24 protein-coding genes are annotated in these 25,220 nt (G+C 71.6%); 10 read left to right on the forward strand and 14 right to left on the reverse strand.

All coding sequences use genetic code 11. From position 1 onward, the window contains the following. Positions 1–57 precede the first annotated feature (57 nt). From FB467_RS17255 to FB467_RS17265, 3 genes are all read left to right on the forward strand, one after another. Entirely contained in the window at positions 58–1,449 is a 1,392-nt protein-coding gene (locus tag FB467_RS17255) for a protoporphyrinogen/coproporphyrinogen oxidase (protein ID WP_141786190.1), read from the forward strand. Beyond that, entirely contained in the window at positions 1,449–2,354 is a 906-nt protein-coding gene (locus tag FB467_RS17260; protein WP_141786191.1) for a dihydrodipicolinate synthase family protein, read from the forward strand. The genes FB467_RS17255 and FB467_RS17260 overlap by 1 nt, the downstream gene beginning before the upstream one ends. Positions 2,355–2,458: 104 nt before the next feature. Beyond that, positions 2,459–3,841, forward strand: coding sequence for a sodium:proton antiporter (locus tag FB467_RS17265; RefSeq protein ID WP_244932753.1), 1,383 nt, complete (start codon positions 2,459–2,461; stop codon positions 3,839–3,841). A gap of 66 nt (positions 3,842–3,907) precedes the next feature. Here the strand turns inward: FB467_RS17265 and FB467_RS17270 are convergent, their stop codons facing one another. The 7 genes from FB467_RS17270 to FB467_RS17300 form a co-directional block, all read right to left on the reverse strand. Continuing rightward, a complete protein-coding gene (locus FB467_RS17270) occupies positions 3,908–4,516 on the reverse strand; it encodes a DUF5063 domain-containing protein (RefSeq protein ID WP_141786193.1) in 609 nt (202 codons plus the stop codon). A gap of 43 nt (positions 4,517–4,559) precedes the next feature. After that, positions 4,560–5,159: a recombination mediator RecR gene (recR, locus tag FB467_RS17275; protein WP_141786194.1), complete on the reverse strand. Its 600-nt coding sequence runs from the start codon at positions 5,157–5,159 to the stop codon at positions 4,560–4,562. Between the two features lie 45 nt (positions 5,160–5,204). After that, entirely contained in the window at positions 5,205–5,897 is a 693-nt protein-coding gene (locus tag FB467_RS17280) for an HAD family hydrolase (RefSeq protein WP_141786195.1), read from the reverse strand. A gap of 11 nt (positions 5,898–5,908) precedes the next feature. After that, on the reverse strand, positions 5,909–6,586 hold the full coding sequence (locus FB467_RS17285) for a lysophospholipid acyltransferase family protein (protein WP_141786196.1): 678 nt from the start codon (positions 6,584–6,586) through the stop codon (positions 5,909–5,911). Between the two features lie 25 nt (positions 6,587–6,611). After that, positions 6,612–8,888, reverse strand: a complete 2,277-nt coding sequence (locus tag FB467_RS17290) for a DNA polymerase III subunit gamma and tau (RefSeq protein ID WP_141786197.1) — start codon at positions 8,886–8,888, stop codon at positions 6,612–6,614. Positions 8,889–8,952: 64 nt separating this feature from the next. Beyond that, complete coding sequence (locus tag FB467_RS17295) at positions 8,953–11,187, reverse strand: HelD family protein (RefSeq protein ID WP_141786198.1); 2,235 nt, start codon at positions 11,185–11,187, stop codon at positions 8,953–8,955. 107 nt (positions 11,188–11,294) lie between these two features. Further along, a complete protein-coding gene (locus FB467_RS17300) occupies positions 11,295–12,290 on the reverse strand; it encodes a helix-turn-helix transcriptional regulator (protein WP_141786199.1) in 996 nt (331 codons plus the stop codon). A 438-nt stretch (positions 12,291–12,728) separates the two neighbouring features. Between FB467_RS17300 and purD the strand changes: the two genes are divergently transcribed. From purD to purL, 5 genes are read left to right on the forward strand one after another with little or no spacing between them, the layout of a single operon-like run. Then, positions 12,729–14,006, forward strand: coding sequence for a phosphoribosylamine--glycine ligase (purD, locus tag FB467_RS18830; RefSeq protein ID WP_141786200.1), 1,278 nt, complete (start codon positions 12,729–12,731; stop codon positions 14,004–14,006). Then, complete coding sequence (locus FB467_RS18835) at positions 14,003–14,986, forward strand: phosphoribosylaminoimidazolesuccinocarboxamide synthase (RefSeq protein ID WP_228393331.1); 984 nt, start codon at positions 14,003–14,005, stop codon at positions 14,984–14,986. Before purD ends, FB467_RS18835 begins: the two co-directional genes overlap by 4 nt. A gap of 54 nt (positions 14,987–15,040) precedes the next feature. After that, the gene (gene purS, locus FB467_RS17315) at positions 15,041–15,301 is read left to right on the forward strand and encodes a phosphoribosylformylglycinamidine synthase subunit PurS (protein ID WP_425325852.1); all 261 of its coding nucleotides are present in this window, start codon (positions 15,041–15,043) and stop codon (positions 15,299–15,301) included. Further along, positions 15,298–15,969: a phosphoribosylformylglycinamidine synthase subunit PurQ gene (gene purQ, locus FB467_RS17320; RefSeq protein ID WP_141786202.1), complete on the forward strand. Its 672-nt coding sequence runs from the start codon at positions 15,298–15,300 to the stop codon at positions 15,967–15,969. The genes purS and purQ overlap by 4 nt, the downstream gene beginning before the upstream one ends. Further along, the gene (gene purL, locus FB467_RS17325; protein ID WP_141786203.1) at positions 15,966–18,260 is read left to right on the forward strand and encodes a phosphoribosylformylglycinamidine synthase subunit PurL; all 2,295 of its coding nucleotides are present in this window, start codon (positions 15,966–15,968) and stop codon (positions 18,258–18,260) included. Before purQ ends, purL begins: the two co-directional genes overlap by 4 nt. A 35-nt stretch (positions 18,261–18,295) precedes the next feature. On the opposite strand, the gene FB467_RS17330 is transcribed toward purL, so the two are convergent. Beyond that, complete coding sequence (locus FB467_RS17330; protein ID WP_141786204.1) at positions 18,296–18,766, reverse strand: hypothetical protein; 471 nt, start codon at positions 18,764–18,766, stop codon at positions 18,296–18,298. 81 nt (positions 18,767–18,847) lie between these two features. On the opposite strand from FB467_RS17330, the gene FB467_RS17335 reads away from it, so the two are divergent. Then, positions 18,848–19,438 carry a TetR/AcrR family transcriptional regulator gene (locus FB467_RS17335; protein ID WP_170230815.1) on the forward strand — a complete coding sequence of 197 codons (591 nt, stop codon included), beginning with the start codon at positions 18,848–18,850 and terminating at the stop codon, positions 19,436–19,438. Here FB467_RS17335 and FB467_RS17340 read toward each other — a convergent pair. After that, the gene (locus FB467_RS17340; RefSeq protein WP_141786206.1) at positions 19,407–19,955 is read right to left on the reverse strand and encodes a GNAT family N-acetyltransferase; all 549 of its coding nucleotides are present in this window, start codon (positions 19,953–19,955) and stop codon (positions 19,407–19,409) included. The two genes, FB467_RS17335 and FB467_RS17340, sit on opposite strands and share 32 nt — an antisense overlap. Before the next feature lie 95 nt (positions 19,956–20,050). Between FB467_RS17340 and FB467_RS17345 the strand changes: the two genes are divergently transcribed. Next, on the forward strand, positions 20,051–20,443 hold the full coding sequence (locus tag FB467_RS17345) for a VOC family protein (RefSeq protein WP_141786207.1): 393 nt from the start codon (positions 20,051–20,053) through the stop codon (positions 20,441–20,443). 124 nt (positions 20,444–20,567) lie between these two features. On the opposite strand, the gene FB467_RS17350 is transcribed toward FB467_RS17345, so the two are convergent. The 5 genes from FB467_RS17350 to FB467_RS17370 form a co-directional block, all read right to left on the reverse strand. After that, positions 20,568–21,860 (reverse strand): adenylosuccinate synthase, encoded by a 1,293-nt coding sequence (locus FB467_RS17350; RefSeq protein WP_141786208.1) that lies wholly within the window; start codon positions 21,858–21,860, stop codon positions 20,568–20,570. Between the two features lie 55 nt (positions 21,861–21,915). Then, positions 21,916–22,887 (reverse strand): helix-turn-helix domain-containing protein, encoded by a 972-nt coding sequence (locus FB467_RS17355; RefSeq protein ID WP_141786209.1) that lies wholly within the window; start codon positions 22,885–22,887, stop codon positions 21,916–21,918. A 185-nt stretch (positions 22,888–23,072) separates the two neighbouring features. Continuing rightward, positions 23,073–23,480, reverse strand: a complete 408-nt coding sequence (locus tag FB467_RS17360) for a DUF3151 domain-containing protein (protein WP_141786210.1) — start codon at positions 23,478–23,480, stop codon at positions 23,073–23,075. Beyond that, entirely contained in the window at positions 23,477–24,505 is a 1,029-nt protein-coding gene (gene fbaA, locus FB467_RS17365) for a class II fructose-bisphosphate aldolase (RefSeq protein WP_141786211.1), read from the reverse strand. The genes FB467_RS17360 and fbaA overlap by 4 nt, the downstream gene beginning before the upstream one ends. Before the next feature lie 59 nt (positions 24,506–24,564). Further along, positions 24,565–25,212 carry a TrmH family RNA methyltransferase gene (locus FB467_RS17370; RefSeq protein ID WP_141786759.1) on the reverse strand — a complete coding sequence of 216 codons (648 nt, stop codon included), beginning with the start codon at positions 25,210–25,212 and terminating at the stop codon, positions 24,565–24,567. Between the last annotated feature and the right edge of the window lie 8 nt (positions 25,213–25,220).

The raw sequence follows: 25,220 nt of genomic DNA on the forward strand, positions 1-25,220 counted from the left end.
ATTTGTGATCACATCCTATTCTTGCCGTCATCACTGACCACAGAAGGGACCGGTGCCATGAGGGACGCCGTGATCGTCGGCGGAGGGCTCGCCGGGTTGACCGCGGCGTGGCGCCTGCGGTTCTGGGACATCGAGCTGCTCGAGGAGAGTCCCCGGATCGGCGGCCGCATCCGCTCGGAGACGCGCGGCCGGTACTTCATGAACTGGGGCGGTCACGTGTTCGCCGGGGCCGGCTCGTCGACGGACACCCTGCTCCGCGAGACCGGGACCAGGACGGTCGAGGTGCCCGGTGCGCTGAGCGGTCTGGCGATGAACGGGCGCCTGATCACCTCCGGGTGGATCCCGACCTACCCGTTCCGCATCCCGATGCCCGGCTCCTCGCGGGCCGCCCTGCTCAGAGCCGGGGCCCGGATCAGCCTCGACGTGCTGCGGTATGCCCGGGCGTCCCGGCTCCGACCCGGCGAGACGGGCGCGACGCGCCAGCAGCGCATCTACGACTTCGAGAACGACCGCTCGTTCGCGGACTACATCGGGGAGCTGCCCGAGGACGCCGAGGCCCTGTTCCGGCCGACCGTCTCCCGCTCGGCCGGGGACCCCGACGAGCTGTCGGCGGGGGCCGGCATCGGCTACTTCAACCTGGTGTGGAACATCGGCCAGGGACTGAACCGCAGCATCCTGGGCGGGCCGTCCACCCTCACCGAGACCCTCGCGGCGGCCCTGGGCGACCGGGTGCAGACCCGGACCCGGGTCGAGGAGGTCGTCCAGCACCCCGACCACGTGGTCGTCCGGTTCACCCGCGACGGGGTGTCGCAGCAGGTGCGGGCCAGGACGGTCGTGCTGGCCACGCCCGCGCCGGTCAGCCACCGGATCGGGGTGGACCTGCCCGAGGACGTCCGGGACGCCCTGTCCAAGGTCGCCTACGGCTCCTACGTGAGCGCCGCCTTCCTGACCGGCGAGACCACCCGCAAACCGTGGGACGACACCTACGGGATCGCGACCCCCAAGCGGTCCTTCAGCGTCGCCCTGAACATGGGCAACGTGGTCCACGGCCTGAGCCGCGAGCGGCACCCCGGCGGCAGCCTGATGACCTTCTCCCCCGCCGGGCTCGCCCGGCAGCTGATCGGACGCACTGACGAGGAGATCACCGCCACCTACCTGCGGGACCTGGACGGGTTCCTGCCCGGCTTCTCGGAGGACGTCGTGGAGGCGCGGGTGCAGCGCTGGGAGCTCGGGGCGCCCTACTGCTTCCCGGGGCGCGGGGCCCTGCAGCCGGTGCTGACCAGGGCCGGGTCCCGGGTCCACCTGGCGGGCGACTACCTCGGCACGCTGTATACCGAGACCGCCATCGAGTCCGCGTACACCGCTGCCCAGGCGATCCGCAGCACCCTGGCCTCCGAGCGCCAGGTGGCCGCGGTCGCGGACCGCCGGTCCGTGGCGGAGCACGTCTGATGGCCACCCCGCTCGGCGGCGTCCTGACCGCCCTCGCCACGCCCTTCGACTCCTCCGGGGAGATCGACGCCGGCCTGCTGGCCCGGGTCGTCGACCGCTCCGTCTCCGCCGGGGTCGGCGGGGTGGTGGCCGGCGGCTCCACCGGCGAGTTCGCCGCGCTGGACCACGACGAGCGCCTCCGGTTGGTGGAACTGGTGACCGAGCAGACCGCCGGGCGGGTCCCGGTGGTGGCCCAGACCGGCGCCACCTCGACCCGGGAGGCCATCAAACTCTCCCGGGCGGCCGAGCGGGCCGGCGCCGACGTCCTCATGCTGGTGACCCCCTACTACGAGCCGCTGTCCGTGGCCGAGACGGTGGCGTATCTCAAGGACGTGTGTGCCGCGGTCGACCTGCCGGTCATGCTCTACAACATCCCGGCCGCGACCGGCGTGGCGCTCGACCTGGAGACCGTGGCCGCGCTGGCCGAGGAGGTCGACACGATCCGGTACGTCAAGGACTCGAGCGCGAACTGGGAGTTCGGGCTCCAGCTGATCCACCACCTCGGCCCGCGGGTCGGGACCTTCATCGGGTGGGACGCCTACGCCTACAGCGCGTTGGCCGAGGGTGCCACCGGCGTCCTGGCCGGGACGGCCAACGTGGTCCCGGAACACCTGGTCGCCCTGCACCGCGCGGTCCGGGACGGGGACCACGACCGGGCCCGCCGGATCTGGGGCGACCTCTACCCCGCGATCGACGCCATGCTGTCCCAGCCGTTCGTCGCCGCCGTCAAGGACGGGCTGCGGTTGACCGGGCTCGATGTCGGGCTCCCCCGCCCCCCGGTCGCCCCGCTGGACGGCGGGGCCTCGGCGGTCCTGCAGCGGGCGCTGGAGCAGCTCCCGCCCGTCGCACCCACCGCCGCGACCTGACGGCGCGCCGCGGCCCGGGTATCGCCCCGGGCGGCCCGGGACTATCGTGTGGCTGCCGAAGGACGCGATGGAGGGTCGACGTGGAAGTTCAGTGGTGGAGCATCTTGCCATTCGTCACCATGCTCGGGTGCATCGCCGTGCTCCCGCTGATCGAGGCGACCTCCCACTACTGGGAGAAGCAGCGCGTCCAGCTGCTCATCGCGTTGCTGCTCGGGGTCCCGGTGGCCCTGTGGTTCATCATCGGCGGGGACAGCTCGGCCGTGGTGCACGCGCTGATCGAGTACGTCCAGTTCATCTGCCTGCTGCTCGCCCTGTTCGTGGTCTCCGGGGGAATCTTCCTCAAGGGCGACATCCAGGCCAACCCCCGCAACAACACCATCTTCCTGGGCTTCGGCGCGGTGATCGCCTCGTTCATCGGCACCACGGGCGCGGCGATGCTGCTGATCCGGCCGCTGCTGAACACCAACGCCGAGCGGAAGTTCCGCACGCACACGGTGCTGTTCTGCATCTTCATCGTGGCCAACTGTGGTGGCCTGCTCACCCCGCTGGGTGACCCACCGCTGTTCCTGGGGTTCCTCCGCGGGGTGCCGTTCACCTGGACCTTCGGGCTGTGGCCGATGTGGCTGTTCGTCAACGCGGTCCTGCTGGTCACCTACTACGCCCTGGACAAGAAGTTCTACGCCCAGGAGCGCCCGGAGGACGTCGCGCTCGACACCTCCTCGATCACGCCGCTGGGCGTCAAGGGCCGGGTCAACCTGATCTACCTGGCGATCATCGTCGCCGCGGTCGCCTTCGCCCCGTCGATCGACATCCACAACATCGAGGCCGGGCACGCGGCCTTCCTCGACTGGATCCCGGTCCGGGAGATCATCATGCTCACCGTGGCCACGGTCTCGTTCACGACCGGCGACAAGGTCGCGCGGTTCGTGGACAACAACTTCAAGTGGGGCCCGATCCTGGAGGTCGCGGCCCTGTTCATCGGCATCTTCCTGACGATGATCCCGGCCCTGAAGTACCTCGGCCAGATCGCCCCGAACCTGCCGTTGAACGAGGTCACCTTCTTCATCTTCACCGGCGGCCTGTCCTCGATGCTCGACAACGCCCCGACCTACGTCACGTTCTTCGAGATGGCCCGCGAGCTGGGTGGGGAACCGGCCGTGGCCGGCGTCTTCGAGCCCTACCTGGTCGCGATCAGTCTCGGCGCGGTGTTCTGCGGGGCGATCACCTACATCGGCAACGGCCCGAACTTCATGGTCAAGGCGGTCGCCGACAGCGTGGGCGTCAAGATGCCCTCCTTCGGCGGCTACGTCGTGCAGGCCTTCACCTACCTGGTGCCGACCCTGGTCGCCATGGTCTGCATCTTCATCGCGGACTCCACCTGGGCGTTGGTCCTCGGCCTGGTGCTCACCCTGGGCCTGCTCCTCCGGGCCGTCCTGGCGGTCCGGGCTCACGACGACCCGGTCGAGCAAGAGTCCGCGGCGGACTGAGCCGGACGTCGGCGGCCGCCGGGGCCGGGTCCCCCCCCCCGGTGTGGTTCACGCCCGGTGGGTGGTTCAGGAGTTGAGCGGATCGGACTCGGCGTGGAGCGCGGCCATCTCGGCCTCCATCACCATCTCCTCGTCGGCGTCCAGCCGGACGTGGGAGAGCAGGCTGTGCAGCACCCGGACGGCCGCGGCGCACCGCTCGCCCCAGGCCGACAGGTAGCTGAACTGCCACCACCACAGGGCCTCCAGGATCCGCCCGTCGGTGAAGTGGCTCCAGCCGTAGTCCAGGTCGGCGGCGACCGCCGTCAGGTCGTCCGCGAGGGACCCGGGCACCACCTCCCCGGAGAGCACGGGGTCCTCCACGTCGACGTAGTCGTCGACCCCACCGAGCATCTGGCGCAGCCCGGTCCGCACCGCCTCCAGGTCGGTGTCGGGTCCGGGGTCGGGCTCGAAGCGTTCCTGGGGCACCACGTCGACCATCGCCCCCAGCCGGGCGCCGGCCAGCTGCATCTGTGAGGCGGCCAGCAACAGGACGGGCAGGGCGGTGTCGGCGCTCTGGCCGGCGGCGACCTCCCGGATCGTGGCCAGGTAGCGCTGGACCTCGAGCCCGGTGTCGGAGGCCAACTCGGCCACGGCCGTGTCGGTTCCGGTCTCGGCGGCCCCGGATGGGTCGGTCATCACGTCCTGCTCTCCTCGGCGGAGCCCGCGGCGCGGGGACGCCTCAGGCCTCGATCAGCCGTCGACCCTCGAACGCCCTGCCGAGGGTGACCTCGTCGGCATACTCCAAGTCTCCACCCACCGGCAGTCCGCTGGCTAGCCGACTGAGCTGCAGCCCCATCGGTTTGAGCAGCCGCGCCAGGTAGGTGGCCGTCGCCTCCCCCTCGAGGTTCGGGTCGGTCGCGATGATGATCTCGGTGATCGCGCCGTCGGACAGCCGGGTCATCAGCTCCTTGACCCGCAGGTCGTCGGGTCCGATCCCCTCGATCGGGCTGATCGACCCACCCAGCACGTGGTAACGGCCGCGGAACTCGCGGGTCCGTTCGATCGCCACCACGTCCTTGGCCTCCTCGACCACGCAGAGCAGGGCGGGGTCGCGGCGGGGGTCCAGGCAGATCCGGCACTGCTCGGCCTCCGCGACGTTGCCGCACACCGTGCAGAAGCGCACCTTGTCCTTGACCTCCGACAGCGCCCGCGCCAGGCGGTCGACGTCATCGGGGTCCGCGCTCAACAGGTGGAACGCGATGCGCTGCGCACTCTTCGGCCCGATGCCGGGCAACCGGCCGAGCTCATCGATCAGGTCCTGGACCACACCTTCATACACAATGCTCCGACTGTATGCCGTGAGGTGCCGTTCGGACGACAGGACTCACCCGGGAGGGGTCTTGGGTGGGTCGACCCGGTCCGCTCGGCCCGGGAGGAGCACCGCGCGCAGTGCGCGGGTGTCCGCGACCACCTCGACGTGCGGCTCGGCCCGCAGTGCGGCCGATTCGCCGGCGCCCCAGGTGACCCCGATCCCGTCCATCCCCGCCGCGGCCGCCGCCTGCAGGTCCACGACGGCATCCCCCACGTAGACGCAGTCCGCCGGGTCCACGCCGAGCCGGTCCACGGCATACGCCAGCGGGGCGGGGTCCGGCTTGTGCCTGGCGGTGTGCTCCAGCGCGGCCAGCACCGGCAGCGCGCCCTCCAGCCCCAGCGCCCGCAGCCCGAGGTGGACCGTGTCCTCGCCCTTGGAGGAGACCACGCCCGCCCTCACCCCGGCTGCGTCGAGGTCGGTCAGCAGGTCCGCCATGCCGTCGACCTGGCGGATCTGGTCGTCGTGGTTGGCCAGGTTCCAGTGCCGGTAGGTGGTGATCAGCTCGTCGGCCCGTTCGGGGTACCTCTCGGCGAAGACGGCGCGCAACGACCGGCCGATCCAGGACCGGATCTCCGCCTCGGGCGACGAGATGCCCAGCACCTCGTGCAGCGTGTGGTGGAAGGAGTTGATGATCAGCGGGATGGTATCGCCGAGGGTGCCGTCGAAGTCGAACAGCACGACCGGCCAGCGGGGTGCGGGGGTCACGGCCACCAGGGTCACACGGACGGGTGGTCGGGCCGGCGCTGGTTGTACTCCCCGGCGAGTTCCTGGCCGGACATGGCGTGGATCGCCGCCATGATCTCGTCGGTCGCCTCGCGCCGGGCCCGACCGGCCGGGACGCCGTCGAACCGCCCGGTGAAGTCGATCGGCGTGCCGAACTCCACCCGGAACTTGGTGATCCGCGGGAACTTCGCCCCCACCGGCTGGATCTTGTCGGTGCCGGACAGGGCGACCGGGACCACCGGGCAGCCGGCGGTCAGCGCCAGCCACGCCACCCCGGTGCGGCCCTTGTAGAGCCGGCCGTCCCGGGAGCGGGTGCCCTCGGGGTAGATCCCGAACGCCCCGCCGCCGCGCAGGTGCTCCAGGGCCAGGTCGAGGGACTCCTGGGCGGCCCGGGTGTTGTCCCGGTCCACGGGGATGCTGCCGATCGCGGTGAACCAGGTCCGGCTGAGCCACCCCTTGGGGCCGCTCCCGGTGAAGTAGTCGGCCTTGGCCAGGAAGGAGACCTGCCGGGGCGCGGTCAGCGGGATGACCACGCTGTCGGCGAAGGACAGGTGGTTGCTGGCCAGGATGACCGGACCGTCCAGGGGCACCCGCTCGGCCCCGACGACGTCGGGGCGCCAGAGCGCGAGCCCGGTCGGTCGGGCGACCACGTGCAGCAGCCGATACAGCATCAGTCCTCCTCGCGGATCCTCGCCTCTAGCGAGAGTATTCCTCGTCGATCGCGATCACGGTGCCGCCGAGCACGGATTCCACGACCGGTTGTCCGACCGCTCCGGAGGTCTCCAGGTCCTCGTCGTCGTCGTCGGGCACATCACCGCCCGGCACCGGGACCGGTGCGGCGGGTGCCGCGGTGACTCCGGCGGCCGGTGCGGCCGGACCCCCGGCGGCCGGTGCGCCCGGATCCGCGGCGGCCGTCTCGCCCCCGGAGTTCCTGTCCCGGGGGGTCCGGTCGATAGATCGCTGGTCGTCGGCGCGCTGGTCCCCGGAGCCGCGCGGATCCGCCTCCACGTCCGTCGCCGGACCGGGGGGCTGCGGCCCACCGGGGCCCTGGGTCGCCCATGCCGGGGCCCCCTCGGCACCCGAGCGGGCCGACCAGTCCGGTGGCGCTGGCTCGCCCGCGGTCGGGCGGCCCCGGGAGGCGTGGCCGCCGGGGGCGCCCAACTGCTCGGCCATGCTCGGATCGGCCCCACGACCTTGCCCTTCCGGCTCTCCCTGCCCTGCGGGCGCGGGTGGGCCGCCGGACGGTCCGCCGGGGCCGGAGCTACCGGGCCCAGTGCCGGGGCCGCCACAGTTGTCCATGGGGACTCCCTCGACCCTGGTGTCCAGGCCGATCGCCTCGATCAGGGCCTGCCGGACCACCTCGGCGTGGTGCCCCTGGCTGAAGGTGTTGGCCAGTCCGGCGGTCCCGATCCCGAGCAGCAACCGCTGGCCGTCGAAGTCGAGCACGCGGCTGTTCACCGACACGAAGGTCCAGGTGACCTTGCGGATGTCCTTGATCCGGTCCAGCACCTCCGGCCACGCCCGCCGCACTGCATCAGTGTCGAGCGACCCCGGGGCGCGACCGGCGGAGGCCTGGGCGGGTGGCTCCTGAACTGGTTGTTCTTGTGCCCGTTGCTGCTGCGGCGGTTGTTCCTCGGCGGCCGGCGGCCGCGACCCGCGCTGCTCCCGGGATCCTGCGGTTCCGTCGGGCTCGGCTGGCGACTGGGCGTCCGAGGGTTCCGGTCGGGACTGCGGCGCGGAGGGACCGGTCGGTGGCCCGGACGGGGCCGCAACCGGTGCGCTGGCAGGGCCCGCCGGGGCAGGCACCCCGGAGCCGGCCGCGAGGCGCCGCTCGATGCGGTCCAGCCGTGCGGCGTGGCCGGACTCCCCCTCGGCAGCGGGCAGCAGCAGGCGGGCGCAGATCAGCTCCAGGTGCATCCGGGAGGACACCGCCCCCGTCATCTCCGACAGGCCCCGGCTGACCACGTCGGCGCTGCGGGTCAGCGCCGACGGGCCGTAGGCGCCGGCCTGCTGGCGCAACCTGGCCACCTGGTCCTCGGGGAGCCCGCGGAGCAACCCCCCGGTCCGGTCGCCGACGGCCGCGACCACGATCAGGTCGCGGTACCGCTCCAGCAGGTCCTCGACGAAGCGCCGCGGGTCGTGCCCGGACTCCATCACCTTGTTGACCTGGCTGAACACGCTGGCGGCGTCGGCGGCCGCGACCGCGTCGACCACGGCGTCCAGCAGCTCGACGTCGGTGAAACCGAGCAGCGAGGCGGTGCGCTCGTAGGTGAGCCCCTCGTCACCCGCCCCCGCCATCAGCTGGTCCAGCACCGACAGCGAGTCGCGGACCGAGCCGCCCCCGGCGCGCGTCACGAAGGACAGGACGCCCTGCTCGAGGGCGACGCCCTCCGCCTCGCACAGCTCCTCCAGGTAGGCGGTCAGCCGCTGGGGCGGCACGAGGTGGAACGGGTAGTGGTGGGTCCGGGACCGGATCGTGGAGAGGACCTTCTCCGGCTCGGTCGTGGCGAAGATGAACTTCACGTGCTCCGGTGGCTCCTCGACGACCTTGAGCAGGGCGTTGAAGCCGTGGGGCGTCACCATGTGCGCCTCGTCGATGATGTAGACCTTGTAGCGCGACTGGGCCGGTCCGAAGGCGGCCCGTTCGCGCAGGTCCCGGGCGTCGTCGACGCCGCCGTGGCTGGCCGCGTCGATCTCGATGACGTCGACCGACCCAGGCCCACCCCGGGCCAGCGACACGCACGACTCGCACGTGCCGCACGGATCGGGGGTCGGCCCCTGCTCGCAGTTCAGGCAGCGCGCCAGGATCCGGGCGCTGGTGGTCTTGCCGCAGCCGCGGGGGCCGCTGAACAGATAGGCGTGGTTCACGCGACCGCTCCGCAGGGCCTGCATCAGCGGCTCGGTGACGTGTTCCTGGCCGATCACGTCGGCGAAGGTCTCCGGGCGGTAGCGGCGGTAGAGCGCTGTGGTCACCCGATGACCTTAACGGCCGGGACCGACGTCCCCCACCGGCTGTCCACCGGACCGGTCGCCGCCCTCAGCGCACCTGCAGGACGTGCATCCGGTGCGCGGCCCTGGTGAGCACGACATACAGGATGCGGGCGCCGCCGGGTGCGGTGCGCACGATCTCCTCCGGGTCGACCACCACGGTCGCGTCGTACTCCAAGCCCTTGGTCGACAACGGGTCGATGACCAGGACGCGTCCGTCGTGCTCGCCCTCCAGCCCGGCGAGCGCATCCCGCCACTTCTCCGGGGTGATGACCGCGATCGACCCGTCGACCTGGGCCCCCAGCTCCGCCACGGCGGCGGTGACCCCGGCTGCGACGTCGGCCTGGGCGACCGTCTGCTCGACCGGGTCGACGCCGGTGTCGCGGACCGCGTCCGGGATGTCCGCGTCCGGCACGTACTGCCGGATCAGCCGCGCCGCGTAGTCGAAGATCTCCTTGGCGTTGCGGTAGTTGGTGGTCATGTGGAAGCTGCGCCTGGGCGCCCGGCCGAACGCCTCCTCCCGTGCGCGGGCGGACTCCTCGAGGTCCGGCCAGGAGCTCTGCGCGTCGTCACCGACCACCGTCCAGGACGCCCAGTTGCCGCGCCGCCCGATCATCCGCCACTGCATGGGCGACAGGTCCTGCGCCTCGTCGACGAGGACGTGTGCGTACTCGTCGCCGGCGGTGATGCTGCCGGCCAGCAGCCGCTCCATCGGGTCCTGGACGACGCGCTGGTATGCCGTCCGCTCGCCCTGGGGGGTCACCGCCAGGTCCGCGGTGTCCCGGCCCAGCTTGATCGCCGAGACCCCGTACTGGGAGACGTCGTCCAGCTCGTCGATCTCGTAGAAGCCGCGTTCCTCCGAGGGCAGGTCCACCACCTGTCCGAGGCGGGCGGCGAGGTCGTCGATGAGGGCGACGTCGGCCACGCTCCACTCCCCGGTCGAGGTCGCGACGGTCAGCGACTCCGCCAGCGCGTCGGCCTCCTCCTCGGACAGCACGCCCTTGCCGAGCCGGCGGGCGGTGTCCCGGTCGGCCAGCCAGAGCAGCACCTCACGCGGGTCGACCGGTCGCCACCACTCGCGGGCGAACGCCTCGACGTCGCCGGAGTCGCCGAACTTGTCCAGGAACTCCTCGCGCTCGCCCTGCCGCACCTGTATCCAGGCCGCCTCACCGAGGGCCACCAGGGCGGCCTCGAACGAGCTGTTGCGGTGGTGGTGGCGCAGTACCTGCCGGCGCACCGACGCGAGCTGCGGCGGGTCGAGGCGCACCGCGTGCCCGGCGACGAACACCCGCAGCGTGTCGGGCGCACCCGGGATCGGCTCGCGGGCCGCCCGGCCCAGCACGGTGCGGATCCGCAGCGAGCCCTTCAGCGCCGCCGCCTCCTGGGAGTCGAACCGGGTGGCCGTGACGCCCCCGACCACGTCACCCAGCGAGCGCAGCGTGACGGTGTCCTCGCCGAGGCTGGGCAGCACCCGCTCGATGTAGGCGGTGTAGGCGGCGGAGGGGCCCACCACGAGGACCCCGCCGGACTCGAACCGGCGACGGTCGGCATACAGCAGGTAGGCGGCGCGGTGCAGCGCGACCACGGTCTTACCGGTGCCCGGCCCGCCGGTGATCGTGGTGACCCCCGCGGCCTTGGCGCGGATCGCCTCGTCCTGGTGCTGCTGGATGGTGGCGACGATGTCACGCATCCGCGCGCCGCGGCTGCGGGTGAGCGCGGCCATCAGCGCCCCGTCGCCGACCACGACGATGTCCTCGGGGGCCTCCGGCACCATCAGGTCGTCCTCGACGCCGATGACCTCCTCGCCGCGGCAGCGCAGCACCCGGCGCCGGATGACGCCCTGCGGGTCGGCCGGTGTGGCGCGGTAGAAGGGCGCGGCGGCGGGTGCCCGCCAGTCGATCACCAGCGGTTCGTACTCGTCGTCCCGGACGCCCAGCCGGCCGACGTAGCGGACCTCCCGGTCCGCGGCGTCCGACCCGTCGCCGGAGCCGTGGTCGAGGTCGAGGCGGCCGAAGACGAGACCCTCGTGCTGGTACTCCAGGGAGGCCCGTCGCTTGGAGGCGTTGTAGACGAGGGCGTCGCGCTCGAACAACCCGGCGAGCTCCTCCTCGCGCGGGTCGCCGGTGCCCTTGCGGTCGGTCTGTCCCCGAGCCATCCCCTCGGCGTGCACGAGTTCCACCCGGGCAGCGGCCTTCGCGAGCTCGGCATAGACCCGGTCGACATGGTCCTGCTCACGCGCGATCTCGGCAGCCACGATGTCGTGGGTTGCTGCGGTCACCAGCATCTTCCCTTCAGCCCTGCATGCCTCGGTCACGGGTGTGGCACAAATGGGTCAGACGACTTTACCCGGTCGGGCGGCCGGGCACGGTCACCCGGGACGGGCGTGCCCCCTCAGAACCAGCCGCGGCGGGCGGCCTGCACGCCCGCCTGGAAGCGGGTGCCGCCTCCCAGGTGCTCCATCAGGAACCGGATCCGCCGCTCCACCGTGCGGGTGGACACCCCGATGCTGCGGGCGATCATCTGGTCGGTGGCACCGGCCGCGAGCAGGCCCAGGATGCGCACGTCCCGGTCATCCAGCGGCATGCCCTTGCGTCCGCCCTTCTCCCCGGGCCGGGGGGTGAGCGGGACCCCGCGCGTGTTGCCTACCTCGACGAGGGCCCGCAACCCGGCGAGGACCGCAGCCCGGCGGATCAGGAACGACCCGCCACCCTGCTCGTCGTGCTGGCTCAGGTCGACCAGCGCCGCGGTGTGGTCGGCGATGACCACCCCGAACGGCACGGCCCCCATCACTTTCACGGACGCCCCTGCCGCCGACTGCCGTTCCAGCTCGGCGAGGACGCCCGGCTCGCCCAGCAGCGCCCGGTCGACCACCATCGCGACCGTGTCCGCGCGCCGCTCGAGGCGCTCCGTGGTGTCGGCCCGGTCCAGCCAGACCCGGGCGGCCGGACTGTCGGCGACCATCATCAGCAGCTCGCGGTGCGCCATGCCCTCGACCGACCGCATGCCGGCCGCGGCATCGTCCGGGATACCCAGGCCCTCGATCCCGCCCATCCCCACCTCGGCGTCGGGGGCGCCCTCCCGGCTCTGCCGCCAGATCACCCCGAGCTCGGAGGCGAACGACCGGGAGAACCGGGCCCGGGCCTCCAACAGGGCCGCGAGCCGGGGCAGGCTCTCCTCGGGAGGTTGGATCTCCCAGCGGCCGGGACCGTCCTCGGTGATCAGCCCGCGGCCGACAAGTTCCTTGCCCACCCGCCGCACGTCGTCGGGGTGGTATCCCTCCAGCTCGAGCCCTTCCTGTGTCGGCGTCCCGAGCCGGATCATCGTCATATAGACCCGGGAGAGGTAGTCCTCGAACTCCGGACCGTGCAGCTCTGCCAACCTGCTCATCGCGCTCCCTCCAGCGGTAATACCTGCAGGTCAGACCGGGTTCACCGGCCGTTAACCCGCCCGTCACCCTGGCGGGCGCTCTGACGGGTTAACGACAATGACTATAAGCCGCCACGCGCTCAAGATGACATGTCCGGTCAGGTCGTGTCATGGTGTGTCTACGGCTTCGGCCGGCGCGGGGACGTGCGAGTCGTTGGTATCCCCCCCACCAACTGACCCTGCTCCGCGCATCGTGGCCCTCCTGGGAGAACACCCCCCCTGCCTCCCAGGAGGGCCACGAACCATTTCCAGCCCCGTTCACCCCGCCCCGCCCCCCACCCCCACCACGACCGGACGCGTCACCGGGCGGTCCCACCCCGCCACCGGACGCACGAGCGGGCGGCCACAGCCCGCCACCGGACGCACGACCGGGCAAAGTCGCCCACTATCGTGGCCGCCGTGAAGGTCTTGGTGATCGGCTCAGGTGCCCGCGAGCACGCCATCGTCCGCGCCCTGGCAGCCGACCACGCCGTGGACGCCGTGCTGGCCGCACCGGGCAACCCCGGGATCGACCTCATCGCCCGGTGCCTGCCCGACTGCGGCCCGATCACCGACCCGGACGCCATGGCGGAGCTGGCCACCGAGGTGGGTGCCGACCTGGTGGTGGTCGGCCCCGAGGCGCCGCTGGTGGCCGGGGTCGCCGACGCGATCCGCGCGGCCGGCATCCCGTGCTTCGGGCCGTCGGCCGCGGCGGCCGAGCTGGAGGGCAGCAAGGCCTTCGCCAAGGACGTCATGGCCGCGGCCGGAGTGCCGACCGCCATGGCGCACGTGTGCTCCGACGCCGATCAGGTCGCCCGCGCCCTAGAGGCGACCGGCGCCCCCTACGTCGTCAAGGAGGACGGTCTCGCGGCGGGCAAGGGTGTGGTCGTCACCGACGACATGGACGAGGCCACCGCCCACGCCCGCACCTGCCTGGCCAAGGCCGGAGGGCGCGTCGTCGTCGAGGAGTTCCTCGACGGCCCCGAGGTCTCCCTGTTCTGCATCACCGATGGCAGCACCGTCCTGCCGCTCGCGCCGGCGCAGGACTTCAAGCGGATCGGCGATGGCGACACCGGCCCGAACACCGGCGGCATGGGCGCCTACAGCCCGTTGCCGTGGGCCCCGGACGGGCTCGTCGAGGACGTCCTGGAACGGGTGGCCCGCCCGACGGTCGCCGAGATGCAACGCCGCGGCACCCCGTTCGCGGGGATCCTCTACGTCGGGCTGGCCCTGACCTCGCGCGGGCCGCGGGTGGTCGAGTTCAATGCCCGCTTCGGCGACCCCGAGACCCAGGTCGTGCTCGCCCGGTTGCGCACCCCCCTGGGCCAACTGCTCCGCGCCGCGGCGGAGGGGCACCTCGAGGAGATCCCCGACCTGCAGTGGCACGACCGGTCCGCGGTCACCGTAGTCGTGGCCGCCGACGGCTACCCGCAGGCCCCGGTGACCGGGTCGCCGGTGACCGGCCTGGAGGACGTGGCCGCGCTCGAGGACGTGCACGTGCTGCACGCGGGCACCCGGGCCGCCCCCGAGGGGGTCCTCGCCTCGGGCGGGCGCGTCCTGTCCGTGGTCGGCCTCGGCCCCGACCTGGCGGCGGCCAGGGACCGCGCGTATGCCGGGGTGCAGCTCATCGGTCTGGCCGGGGGCCAGCACCGCACCGACATCGCCGACCGCGCCATCCGAGGAGAGATCCGGCTGTGACGACGACCCCCGACCGACTGCCCGGTGACCTCCCGGGCCACGTGGCGATCTACTCCGGCAAGGTGCGCGAGCTCTACGCGCCCCTCGACCCGGACACCGGCTTGGTCGACGAGAGCCGGCTGCTGCTGGTGGCCTCGGACCGGATCTCCGCCTACGACTACGTGATCGACAGCCCGATCCCGGACAAGGGCGCGGTGCTGACCCAGCTGTCCCTGTGGTGGTTCGAGCAGCTCGCCGACCTGGTCGACAACCACGTGGTCTCCACCGCGGTGCCGGACGCCGTCGCGGGCCGGGCGATCTATGTGCGCCGGTTGCGCATGCTGCCGGTGGAGTGCATCGCCCGCGCCTACCTCACCGGCGGCGGGCTGGCCGAGTACCGCGACGGGGGCACCGTCAGCGGCGTCCGGCTGCCCGCCGGCCTGGAGGACGGCTCCCGGCTGCCGGAGCCGGTGTTCACGCCGACCACGAAGGCGCCCCTCGGCGAGCACGACCTGCCGATGACCTACGAGGAGGTCGTGGCCCAGCTCGGGCCAGCGCTGGCCGAGCGGGTGCGCGAACTGACCGTGCAGATCCTGTCCCGCGGCAACGAGATCGCGGCCGAGCGCGGCATCCTGATCGCCGACACCAAGGTGGAGTTCGGGGTCGATCCGGCCGCCGTGGGGGTGGGCCCGGACGACGAGGTCGACTGGACCTCCCTCGACCCCGACAGCCTGCAGGTCGTGCTGGCCGACGAGGTCCTCACCCCCGACTCCTCCCGCTTCTGGCGGGCCGACGAGTGGGCGCCGGGTCGGGCCCAGACCTCCTACGACAAGCAGGTCCTGCGGGACTGGCTGACCTCGGCGGCCAGCGGGTGGGACCGGTCCTCGGGCCAGGCCCCGCCACCGCTGCCCGAGGAGGTCGTGGCGCTCACCCGGGACCGCTACGTGGAGGCCTACCAGGCGCTGACCGGTGAGCGGTTCGCCCCGCCTACAATCGACTGACCGACCCAACACCCCCGTCAGGAGCGCCCCGTGGGCACCGTGATCGTCGACGTCATGCCGAAGCAGGAGATCCTCGACCCCCAGGGCCAGGCCGTCGCCGGCGCCCTCGCCCGACTCGGCCTCGGCCGGTTCACCGACGTGCGCCAGGGCAAGCGGTTCACCCTGACCGTGGAGGAGGAGGTCACCGAGGAGGTGCTCGCCGCGGCCCGCGAGGCGGCCGAGACGTTGCTGAGCAACCCGGTGATCGAGGACGTGGTGTCGGTCCGGGCGCAGCAGGACGTCGACTCGGTCCGGGCGGCGGAGGACGCCCGGTGAGGGTCGGGGTCGTCACCTTCCCCGGGTCGCTGGACGACCACGACGCCCAGCGGGCAGTCCGGCTGGCCGGCGGGGAGCCGGTCGCGCTCTGGCACGCGGACGCCGACCTGCACGGGGTGGACGCCGTCGTGCTCCCGGGCGGCTTCTCCTACGGCGACTACCTGCGCTGCGGGGCGATCGCCCGGTTCGCCCCGGTGATGGACCTGCTCGTGCCGGCCGCCGAGGGCGGGTTGCCGGTGCTGGGCATCTGCAACGGCTTCCAGGTGCTGTGCGAGTCCCACCTGCTGCCGGGGGCCCTGGTGCGCAACGACCACCAGCAGTTCGTATGCCGTGACCAGCGGTTGCGCATCGAGCGCGCGGACACCGCGTGGACCCGTGACTACGGGCAGGGGCAGGAGATCGTGGTGGCCCTGAAGAACGGCGAGGGCGGCTACGTCGCGGACGAGGCGACCCTGGACGAGCTCGAGGGCGAGGGCCGGGTGGTCGCCCGCTACCTGGAGGTCAACCCCAACGGCTCGTTCCGCGACATCGCCGGGGTGAGCAACGCCCGCGGCAACGTGGTCGGCCTGATGCCGCACCCCGAGCACGCGGTCGAGCCCGGCTTCGGGCCCTCCCTCGACGGGCTCGGCTTCTTCACCTCCGTCCTGCACCAGGTGGTGAACGCGTGAGCACCACCCAGCCCACGGCATACCGCACCGACACCGTCACCGACGCCCAGGGGAGCCCGGACGTGGTCCAGCCTTGGGCGGACCTGGGGCTCAAGGAGGACGAGTACGCCCGGATCCGGGAGATCCTGGACCGCCGGCCCACCAGCGCCGAGCTGGCCATGTACTCGGTGATGTGGTCCGAGCACTGCTCCTACAAGTCCTCCAAGGTGCACCTGCGCCAGTTCGGCGAGAAGACCACCGAGGCGATGCGCGAGCACCTGCTCGTCGGCATCGGCGAGAACGCGGGCGTCGTCGACATCGGCGACGGCTGGGCGGTTACCTTCAAGATCGAGAGCCACAATCACCCCAGCTACGTCGAGCCCTACCAAGGGGCGGCGACCGGCGTGGGCGGGATCGTGCGCGACATCATGAGCATGGGCGCCCGCCCGATCGCCGTGATGGACCCGCTGCGGTTCGGCGCATTGGACCACCCGGACACCGCCCGCGTGCTGCCCGGCGTCGTGGCCGGGATCGGCGGATACGGCAACTGCCTGGGCCTGCCCAACATCGGCGGCGAGGTCGTCTTCGACGCCTGCTACCAGGGCAACCCGCTGGTGAACGCCTTGTCCGTGGGCTCGATGCGGGTGGAGGACATTCATCTTGCCAAGGCCTCCGGCGCAGGCAACCTGGTCATCCTGTTCGGTGCCAAGACCGGCGGCGACGGCATCGGCGGCGTGTCGGTGCTGGCCTCGGAGACCTTCGACGACGAGGGACCCAGCAAGCGACCGGCCGTGCAGGTCGGGGACCCGTTCGCCGAGAAGGTGCTCATCGAGTGCTGCCTGGACCTGTATGCCGCGGGCGTGGTGGACGGGATCCAGGACCTGGGTGGGGCCGGGCTGAGTTGTGCCACCAGCGAGCTGGCCTCCAACGGCGACGGGGGGATGCGGGTGCAACTGGACACGGTGCCGCTACGCGACGCCTCGCTGCGCCCGGAGGAGATCCTGATGTCGGAGTCCCAGGAGCGGATGATGGCCGTCGTCGAGCCGGGCCGGCTCGAGGAGTTCATGGCGATCGCCACGCGGTGGGACGTCGAGGCCACGGTGATCGGCGAGGTCACCGACGGCACGAACCTGGAGGTCTACTGGGGCGAAGACTTGATCGTCGACGTTCCGCCGCGCTCGGTGGCTCACGATGGCCCGGTGTATGAGCGGCCGTTGGCCCGGCCGGAGTACCTCGACGACTTGCAGGCCGACGACACCGGGTCCCTGGAGCGTCCGGTGGACGGGGACGGGATCCGGGACGCCCTGCTGGCGGTGTTGGCCCATCCGAATATGGCCGATCCCTCCTGGATCACCCGGCAGTACGACCGCTACGTGCGCGGCAACACCGCCCAGGCAATGCCCGACGACGCCGGTGTGGTGCGGGTCGACGAGGAGACCGGCCGCGGCGTCGCCCTGTCCACCGACTGCAACGGCCGATTCACCAAACTCGACCCGTATGCCGGGGCGCAGCTCGCCCTAGCCGAGGCCTACCGCAACGTCGCCGTCGCCGGCGCCCGTCCGCTCGCGGTCTCGGACTGTCTCAACTTCGGGTCCCCGGAGGACCCGGGCGTGATGTGGCAGTTCAGTCAGGCGGTCACCGGCCTCGCCGACGGGTGCGTCGAGCTCGGCATCCCGGTGACCGGCGGCAACGTGTCCTTCTACAACCAGACCGGGGACGTGGCGATCCACCCGACCCCCGTCGTGTCGGTCCTCGGCGTGCTCGATGACGTGGCCGACCGGAACCGCTCCGGCTGGGACGCCGAGCGGCAGGCGTTGTTCCTGCTCGGCACCACCCGCGACGAACTGGACGGTTCGGTGTGGTCCGAGGTCGCCCACGGGCACCTGGGTGGCCTGCCGCCCACGGTCGACCTGGCCGCGGAGAGGCTGCTGGCCGACACGGTGCTCGCGGCCACCGCCGCCGGCCTGGTCCGGGCGGCACACGACCTCTCCGAGGGCGGCCTCGCGGTGACCCTGGCCGAGGGCGTCCTGCGCGAGGGTGTCGGGGCGACCGTGTCCCTGGCGGAGTTGCGGGACCGGGACGGCGTGGACGATTTCACCGCACTCTTCAGCGAGTCCGCGGCACGGGCCGTGGTGGCCGTGGACGGCGAGGACGCGCAGGCCTTTGCCCGGTTGTGCGCCGAGCAGGGCCAACAGGTCATCCGGCTGGGCGACACCGGTGGCACGGATCTGCACGTCGACGGACTGTTCCGACTCTCGACGGAAACGTTGCGGGAGGCGAACACCGGGGTGATCGAGGCGGCACTCGGCTAAGTCGCGGTGGTCCGGCTGCCGTCCGCGTCTGGTGCTCAGCCCAACAGGTCCACTCCGTAGGTGGCCAGCACCCCGAAGGCGACGCCCCACAGGATGATGGAGACCACCTGCCAACCGATCACCGCGTTGCGGGAAGCGCCGAAGGAGACCATGGCGCCGGACGTGATCTGGCTGGGCAGGATCGTCTGCCCCACCAGGCTCACGCCCGCCACGCCGTAGCGGTCGAAGGCGCGGCGCAGCTTCTGACGCTTGGGGGAACTCTGGTCCGGCTGCTCCCCCTTAACCCGCCCTCGCACCGCATGGGCGCCGAGCACGACGACCAGCATGGAGGCGACATTGCCGAGCACGGCCGCTCCGACCGCGACAGGCAGCGGGAGCCCGGCGAGCACACCGACAACCGCACCGAGATAGGACTCCACGAACGGGATCCCCCCGGCCGCGATGACGCCCAGCCACTGCAGCCAGCTCGGCAGCGACGCGGTGAATTCCTGGAGTGCCTCGATCATGAATCGATGTTAGCACAGTGTACTAGCACAGCGTGCTATGCGACGTGCTAGATTTCGTGCTTCCAGGAGGAGGGTGCGGGCGTGAGTGACCGGCAGACGCAGATCGTGCAGGCCGCGCGGGCCATCGTGGCCGAGCGCGGGGTGGGCGCGCTGAGCGTGCGCAGCACCGCCGCCCGCGCGGGCATCGGGGCCAGCACGCTCCGGCACTACTTCCCGACCCAGCAGGCGCTGTTCGACGCGGTGGTGGGCGCCGCCTTCCACGACGAGCTGGACGATCTGCGCATCGCGGACACCCGGGTCCCGGCCGGCCAACGGCTGACGGAGTGCATGGCGCAGTTCCTGCCCCCGAGCGAGAACGACATCCCGGGTCTGCTCAACTGGCTCACCATGTACACCGCCGCACTGGGGCCGGAGCGGACGGAACAGGGCACCCGGGCGCTGACCAGCCTGACCGCCCTGGGCCGGCAGCGGGTGCACGGGTGGCTCGAGGTGCTGCACGCCGACGACCTGCTGCGGCATGCGGACCTGTCCCGGCACACGACCGTGCTGATGACCTACCTGGACGGGCTCTGCCTGGCCCTGCTCGCGCCCGGGCCAGGCGGCATCACCGTCGAACAGGCGAGGGGGCACCTGAGGGAACTCATCGACGCGATGGTGGTGGCTCCCTCGTGATCCCGTACAGCTCGCAGTCCACGTTGTAGTACCGGCCCGTGGCGCCGCGGTGCTCCATCCCCAGCCGACGGCATACGGCCTGTGACGCCGTGTTCCCGAGGTGGGTGACGGCCAGGATCTCCGCCAACCCGCCGGCCCAGCCGTGCTCCATGATCCGGGCCGCGGCCTCGGTCGCGTATCCCTGGCCCTGGGCGTCGGGGTGCAGGTGCCAGCCGATCTCGACCTCACCGGAGGGCTGCAACGGCTCCGGGCCCGACGCGGGCAGTTCCTTGAGCAGGACCGACCCGACCGGGGTGGCGAGGCCGTGGGGGACGATCGCCCAGACGCCGTAGAGCGGGTGGTTCAACGACGACAGGCGCTCCAAGGCACCTCGTGACTCGTCGGGCGACTCCAGGGCGCGCGGACGGGCCCCCAGGAATTGGGCCACCTCCCACCGGGAGTAGATGTCGAAGTGCGCCGTGACGTCACTCGTGCGCCACCCCCGCAGGTCGAGACGATGCGTCGTGAAGGTCTGCACCGCACCATTCTTGTTCACCGTGTCGATTCCGGAGAGGGTGGGACGTCATCAGGGTGACCGGGCGCAGGGCCCGGCGCGACGCAGAGGAGCAACTCATGAGCGAGAGCACGCCCGCACCGCTGAACACCGTCACGTGGTGGGAGATCCCCACCACCGACCTGGCGGCCGGGAAGACGTTCTACGCCGCCGTACTGGGATGGAGTTTCACCTCGTTCGGCGACGACGAGAACTACGCCGGCATCCTCAACGGGGAGGAGTTGGTCGGCGGGTTGTACCGGGTCGAGCCCGACACCCCGACCACCTCGCCGGTGCGGATCTACGTCAACGTCCCCGACCTCGAAGCGACCCTGGCCGCGGCCGAAGCCGCCGGAGGGTCCGTGCTGACCCCTCGCGAGGAGGTCGGTGGCGACATGGGCTGGTGGGCCGAGATCGCCGACCCCGACGGCCGCTGGCTCGGGCTCTGCACCGGGAGCCCGGCCGCCGGCTGAAGGTCAGACGTCGTCCAGCGCGGCCTGCACCTCCCCCTCCGACAGGGCCGGCCTTGGTCATCGGTCCATCCTGTCGAGTGTGGACCGGCGGCCGGCTTGGAAATTTCGGCGCTGCCGCCCGGCGTCAGTCCTGGCCCAGCAGGTCGAACCGCTGGATCGTCTCGTCGCGACCGGGACCCACGCCGATCGCGGAGACTCGCGCGCCGATGAGTTCCTCGAGACGCAACACGTAGTTCTGCGCGTTCTCGGGAAGCTCTTCGAAGGTGCGGCACTGGCTGATGTCCTCCCACCACCCTGGCAGCTCCTCGTAGATGGGCTTGGCGTGATGGAAGTCGGACTGGCTGACCGGCATCGTGTCGTGCCGGGTGCCCTGAACGTCGTAGGCGACGCAGACCGGCACCTTCTCCAGGCCGGTCAGGATGTCCAGCTTGGTGATCACGAAGTCGGTGACCCCGTTCATCCGTTGTGCGTAGCGACCGACGACCGCGTCGACCCAGCCGCAGCGGCGGGGACGGCCGGTGGTCACCCCGAACTCCCCACCGGTCTTGCGCAGGAACTCACCGTGCTCGTCGTTCAGTTCCGTGGGGAACGGGCCTTCGCCGACCCGGGTGGAGTACGCCTTCAAGATGCCGATCACCCGGTCGATCCGGGTCGGCGCGACCCCGGAGCCGGTGCAGGCACCGCCGGCGGTCGCGTTGGAGGAGGTCACGAACGGGTAGGTGCCATGGTCGACGTCGAGCAAGGTGGCCTGGCCGGCCTCGAAGAGCACGTTCTCGCCCCGGTCGAGCGCCTCGTTCAGCACCAGCGCTGTGTCGGTGACCATCGGCCGGATCCGCTCGGCGTGGCGCAGCAACTCCTCCATGACCTCGTCGACCTCGACGGCGCGACGGTTGTAGATCTTGGCCAACACCTGGTTCTTGACATCCAACGCCGCGGTGACCTTCTGGCGAAGGATCGACTCGTCATACAAGTCCTGGATCCGGATCCCCACCCGGTTCATCTTGTCCGCGTAGGTCGGCCCAATCCCGCGCCCCGTCGTGCCGAGTCTGCGGCTGCCGAGGAACCGCTCGGTGACCTTGTCCAGCACCCGGTTGTAGGGCGGGATCACGTGCGCGTTGGCGCTGATCACGAGCTTGGAGGTATCCACGCCGCGGGCCTCGAGCCCGTCCAGCTCCTCGATCAGCACGGAGAGGTCGACCACCACGCCGTTGCCGATGACGGGAGTGCACCCCGGGGTGAGGATGCCGCTGGGGAGCAGGTGCAGCGCATACTTCTGGTCGCCGATCACCACGGTGTGGCCGGCGTTGTTGCCGCCGTTGAACTTCACCACGTAGTCGACGCGGCTGCCGAGGAGATCGGTCGCCTTGCCCTTCCCCTCGTCGCCCCACTGGGCGCCGATCAGGACGATTGCAGGCATTCGAGGATCCTTGTCATGGAGGGGACCGGACCGGGACAGCCTACCGAGCCACGGGTCAGCTCCCGATGATGCCTCGCCTGGCCACCGCCAGGCCCAGCTGGAACCGGGTCTCCACCCCGTGCTCGGTCATCATCGCCGCGATCCGCCGGCGCAGGGTGCGCAGCCCCAGCCCGAGGTGCCGGGCGATCGCCTCGTCCTTGAACCCGAGGGCGAGCAGCTCCAGGACCTTCACGTCGACCTCGGCGGTCTCCCCGTCGTGCACCGCCTCCGCCCGCCGCCAGATCGACTCGAAGAGCACCGTCACCATCGCGACCAGCGACGGCAACCGGATGAGCAGGTAGTCGTCGTCCTCGCCGCCGGGGTCGAGCAGCACGGCGGAGGTCCCGAACACGGCGAACTCCAGGGGCACCTCCCCCAGATAGCGCTGCACCTCCCCCTCCGCCGCACGGCGCTCGGCGAAGGAGTGCCAGTGTGGGTCGGTGAGCACCGCCAGCGGGTAGATCGAGCGGTACTCCCGTCCCGTGGCCAGGTTCTCCCGCCGGTTCCGCTGCACGCCGCTCTCGTGCCCGGGGCCGGCCTGGACGTGGGCGGTGATGGCCAGGACGGGACCGGTCGAGCTCTGCAACAGCAGCTCCACCATGGCCGGCGCCTCCGCCCGCGGCACCTCCTCCAGCGCCGGCAGCCGCGGACCCGTGAGCTGCAGCCCGCGGCGGTAGTCGGCCTCGAACACCGAGATCGCCTGGCGCAGGTCGAGCAGCTGGGCCCGGCGTTCGTCCAGCAACGCCTCCTCGGTGGCCAGCAACCGACCCAGGCTCCCCCGGGGGTCGTCGGCCCGCAGCAACCGGTCGTCGGTGCGGCGCACCAGACGCAGCCGGATCAGTTCGCCGAGCAGGTGCCCGGCCCGCGCCGAGCTCCACCCGAGCTCCTCGGCGTGCTGCTCCAGGGTCGCCGGCAGTTCCCGCAGGACACGACGGAACAGCAGCTCCGCCCCGGGGCTCAGGACGGCGCCGGATCGTTGATCATTCACACGTGGCAGGTTAGTGCCACTGGCAGACTAATGTCAGCCTTGGGCTGTTCTGCACGACATAGTAGTTGTCGATTCGGGCATGTCGACAGGGGACGCGAACGCCTGATGATTGGGGGGTGCGGCCGAGGCCGGTGGCTCTCCAGCACCGGCATCGGCCGCCCTCCAACTTCTCCGCGGCTAACTCCCTACAGCCCGAGCGCCTCGGCCGCCTCCGGCGAGGAGTCCCGCAGGAACGAGGCGCACCGCTGCTGCTCGTCGGTCTCGCCGATCGTGCCGGCGGCACGGCTCAGCGCGGCGAGCGCCCGCAGGAATCCCTGGTTCGGCTCGTGCGACCACGGGACGGGGCCCTGACCCTTCCAGCCGGCACGCCGCAGCGAGTCCAGCCCGCGGTGGTAGCCGGTCCGGGCGAACGCATACGCCTCGAGCACGTCGTCCTCGCCCAGCGCGTCCTCGGCCAGCACCGCCCACACCAGGCTGGAGGTGGGCACCCGGGGCGCGACCTCGCGCGGGTCGACGCCCTGGGCCAGCGGGGCGCTGGCCGGGTCCTCCGGGAGCAGCGTCTCCGGGATGCCGAGCAGGTTGCCCCCGCTCACTGGTGCTTTCCGGCCGAGCGCAGGTTCTCGCAGGCCTCCACCACGCGGGCCGCCATCGAGGCCTCGGCCTCCTTGCCCCAGGTGCGCGGGTCATACATCTTCTTGTTGCCGACCTCGCCGTCGATCTTGAGCACGCCGTCGTAGTTGGCCAGCATGAACCCGGCGACCGGCCGGGTGAAGGCGTACTGGGTGTCGGTGTCGACGTTCATCTTCACCACGCCGTAGTCCACCGCGTCGCTGATCTCCTGGGCACTGGAGCCCGATCCCCCGTGGAAGACCAGGTCGAACGGCAGCGACCCCGCGTCGAGTCCCTTGGCCTGCACGACCGCCTCCTGGGCGGCCTTGAGGATCTCCGGGCGCAGCTTGACCCCGCCGGGCTTGTAGACGCCGTGCACGTTGCCGAAGGTCAGCGCCGTCAGGTAGCGGCCCTTCTCCCCCAGCCCGAGCGCCTCCACGGTCGCCAACGCGTCCTCCGGCGTGGTGTAGAGCTTGTCGTTGATCTCGTTCGCGACGCCGTCTTCCTCGCCGCCGACCACCCCGATCTCGACCTCGAGGATGATGTTGGCCGCGGCCGCCTGCTCCAGCAGCTCCTGGCCGATCTGCAGGTTCTCCTCGAGCTCGACCGCGGAGCCGTCCCACATGTGCGACTGGAAGTAGGGCAGGCCGCCGTTCTTCACCCGCTCGGCCGAGGCCTCGATCAGCGGCCGGACGAACCCGTCGAGCTTGTCCTTGGGGCAGTGGTCGGTGTGCAGCGCGATGTGCACGTCATAGCTCTTGGCGACCTCGGCCGCGTAGGCGGCGAAGGCCAGCGACCCGGTCACCATGTTCTTCACGGACGGGCCGGACAGGTACTCCGCGCCTCCGGTGGAGACCTGCACGATGCCGTCGCTCCCGGCGTCGGCGAAGCCCCGGATGGCGGCGTTCAGGGTCTGGCTCGAGGTGACGTTGATCGCCGGGTAGGCGAACGAACCGGCCTTGGCCCGGTCCAGCATGTCGGCGTAAACCTCGGGGGTGGCGATGGGCATGGATCCTCCTCGATCACGTCGCCGGGTGGCGACTCACCGGCGGTGGCGCTACGTGGCCCTCATGCTTCCACACCCTGGCCGAAGACGTGCTGGCGCACCCAGGCGTGCATCGCGATCGCCGCGGCGGCCCCCGCGTTCATCGACCGGGTCGAGCCGAACTGGGCGATCTCCAGCACGGTGTCGCAGGCGCGGACCGCCTCCTCCGACAGGCCCGGACCCTCCTGCCCGAAGAGCAGGACGCACTGCCTCGGCAGCGTGGTCGTCTCGAGGGGAACCGCGCCGGGGACGTTGTCCAGCCCGATGATGGGTATGCCGTGGCCGTCCGCCTGCCCGTCGGCCCAGCTGCGCAGGTGGGCCACGTCGGGGTGGTGGTGCTCGTGCTGGTAGCGGTCGGTGACCATCGCGCCGCGCCGGTTCCAGCGGCGCCGCCCGACGATGTGGAAGGCCGCGGCGTTGAACGCGTTGGCGGTGCGGATCACCGACCCGATGTTGAAGTCGTGTCCCCAGTTCTCGACGGCCACGTGGAAGCCGTGCCGGCGGGTGTCGAGGTCGGCGACGACGGCCTCGTGCCGCCAGTAGCGGAACCGGTCGGTGACGTTGCGCCGGTCGCCCTCACGCAGCAGATCCGGGTCGAGGTGCCCGGGCAGCTCCCCGTCCGGGCCCACCGGCCAGGCGCCCTCCCACGGGCCGACGCCGACCCTCGGCATACCGTCGC

The sequence above is a fragment of the Ornithinicoccus hortensis genome, from assembly GCF_006716185.1.
GTDB lineage: Bacteria > Actinomycetota > Actinomycetes > Actinomycetales > Dermatophilaceae > Ornithinicoccus > Ornithinicoccus hortensis.

What these genes read in the sequence shown, in the direction of transcription:
- FB467_RS17255 (WP_141786190.1), top strand. Translation starts at nt 58, where the DNA reads ATGAGGGACGCCGTGATCGTCGGCGGAGGGCTCGCCGGGTTGACCGCG.
- FB467_RS17260 (WP_141786191.1), top strand. Translation starts at nt 1,449, where the DNA reads ATGGCCACCCCGCTCGGCGGCGTCCTGACCGCCCTCGCCACGCCCTTC.
- FB467_RS17270 (WP_141786193.1), bottom strand. Translation starts at nt 4,516, where the DNA reads ATGACCGACCCATCCGGGGCCGCCGAGACCGGAACCGACACGGCCGTG.
- FB467_RS17285 (WP_141786196.1), bottom strand. Translation starts at nt 6,586, where the DNA reads ATGCTGTATCGGCTGCTGCACGTGGTCGCCCGACCGACCGGGCTCGCG.
- FB467_RS17295 (WP_141786198.1), bottom strand. Translation starts at nt 11,187, where the DNA reads ATGCTGGTGACCGCAGCAACCCACGACATCGTGGCTGCCGAGATCGCG.
- FB467_RS17300 (WP_141786199.1), bottom strand. Translation starts at nt 12,290, where the DNA reads ATGAGCAGGTTGGCAGAGCTGCACGGTCCGGAGTTCGAGGACTACCTC.
- purS (WP_425325852.1), top strand. Translation starts at nt 15,041, where the DNA reads ATGCCGAAGCAGGAGATCCTCGACCCCCAGGGCCAGGCCGTCGCCGGC.
- FB467_RS17330 (WP_141786204.1), bottom strand. Translation starts at nt 18,766, where the DNA reads ATGATCGAGGCACTCCAGGAATTCACCGCGTCGCTGCCGAGCTGGCTG.
- FB467_RS17345 (WP_141786207.1), top strand. Translation starts at nt 20,051, where the DNA reads ATGAGCGAGAGCACGCCCGCACCGCTGAACACCGTCACGTGGTGGGAG.
- FB467_RS17350 (WP_141786208.1), bottom strand. Translation starts at nt 21,860, where the DNA reads ATGCCTGCAATCGTCCTGATCGGCGCCCAGTGGGGCGACGAGGGGAAG.
- fbaA (WP_141786211.1), bottom strand. Translation starts at nt 24,505, where the DNA reads ATGCCCATCGCCACCCCCGAGGTTTACGCCGACATGCTGGACCGGGCC.
- FB467_RS17370 (WP_141786759.1), bottom strand. Translation starts at nt 25,212, where the DNA reads ATGCCGAGGGTCGGCGTCGGCCCGTGGGAGGGCGCCTGGCCGGTGGGC.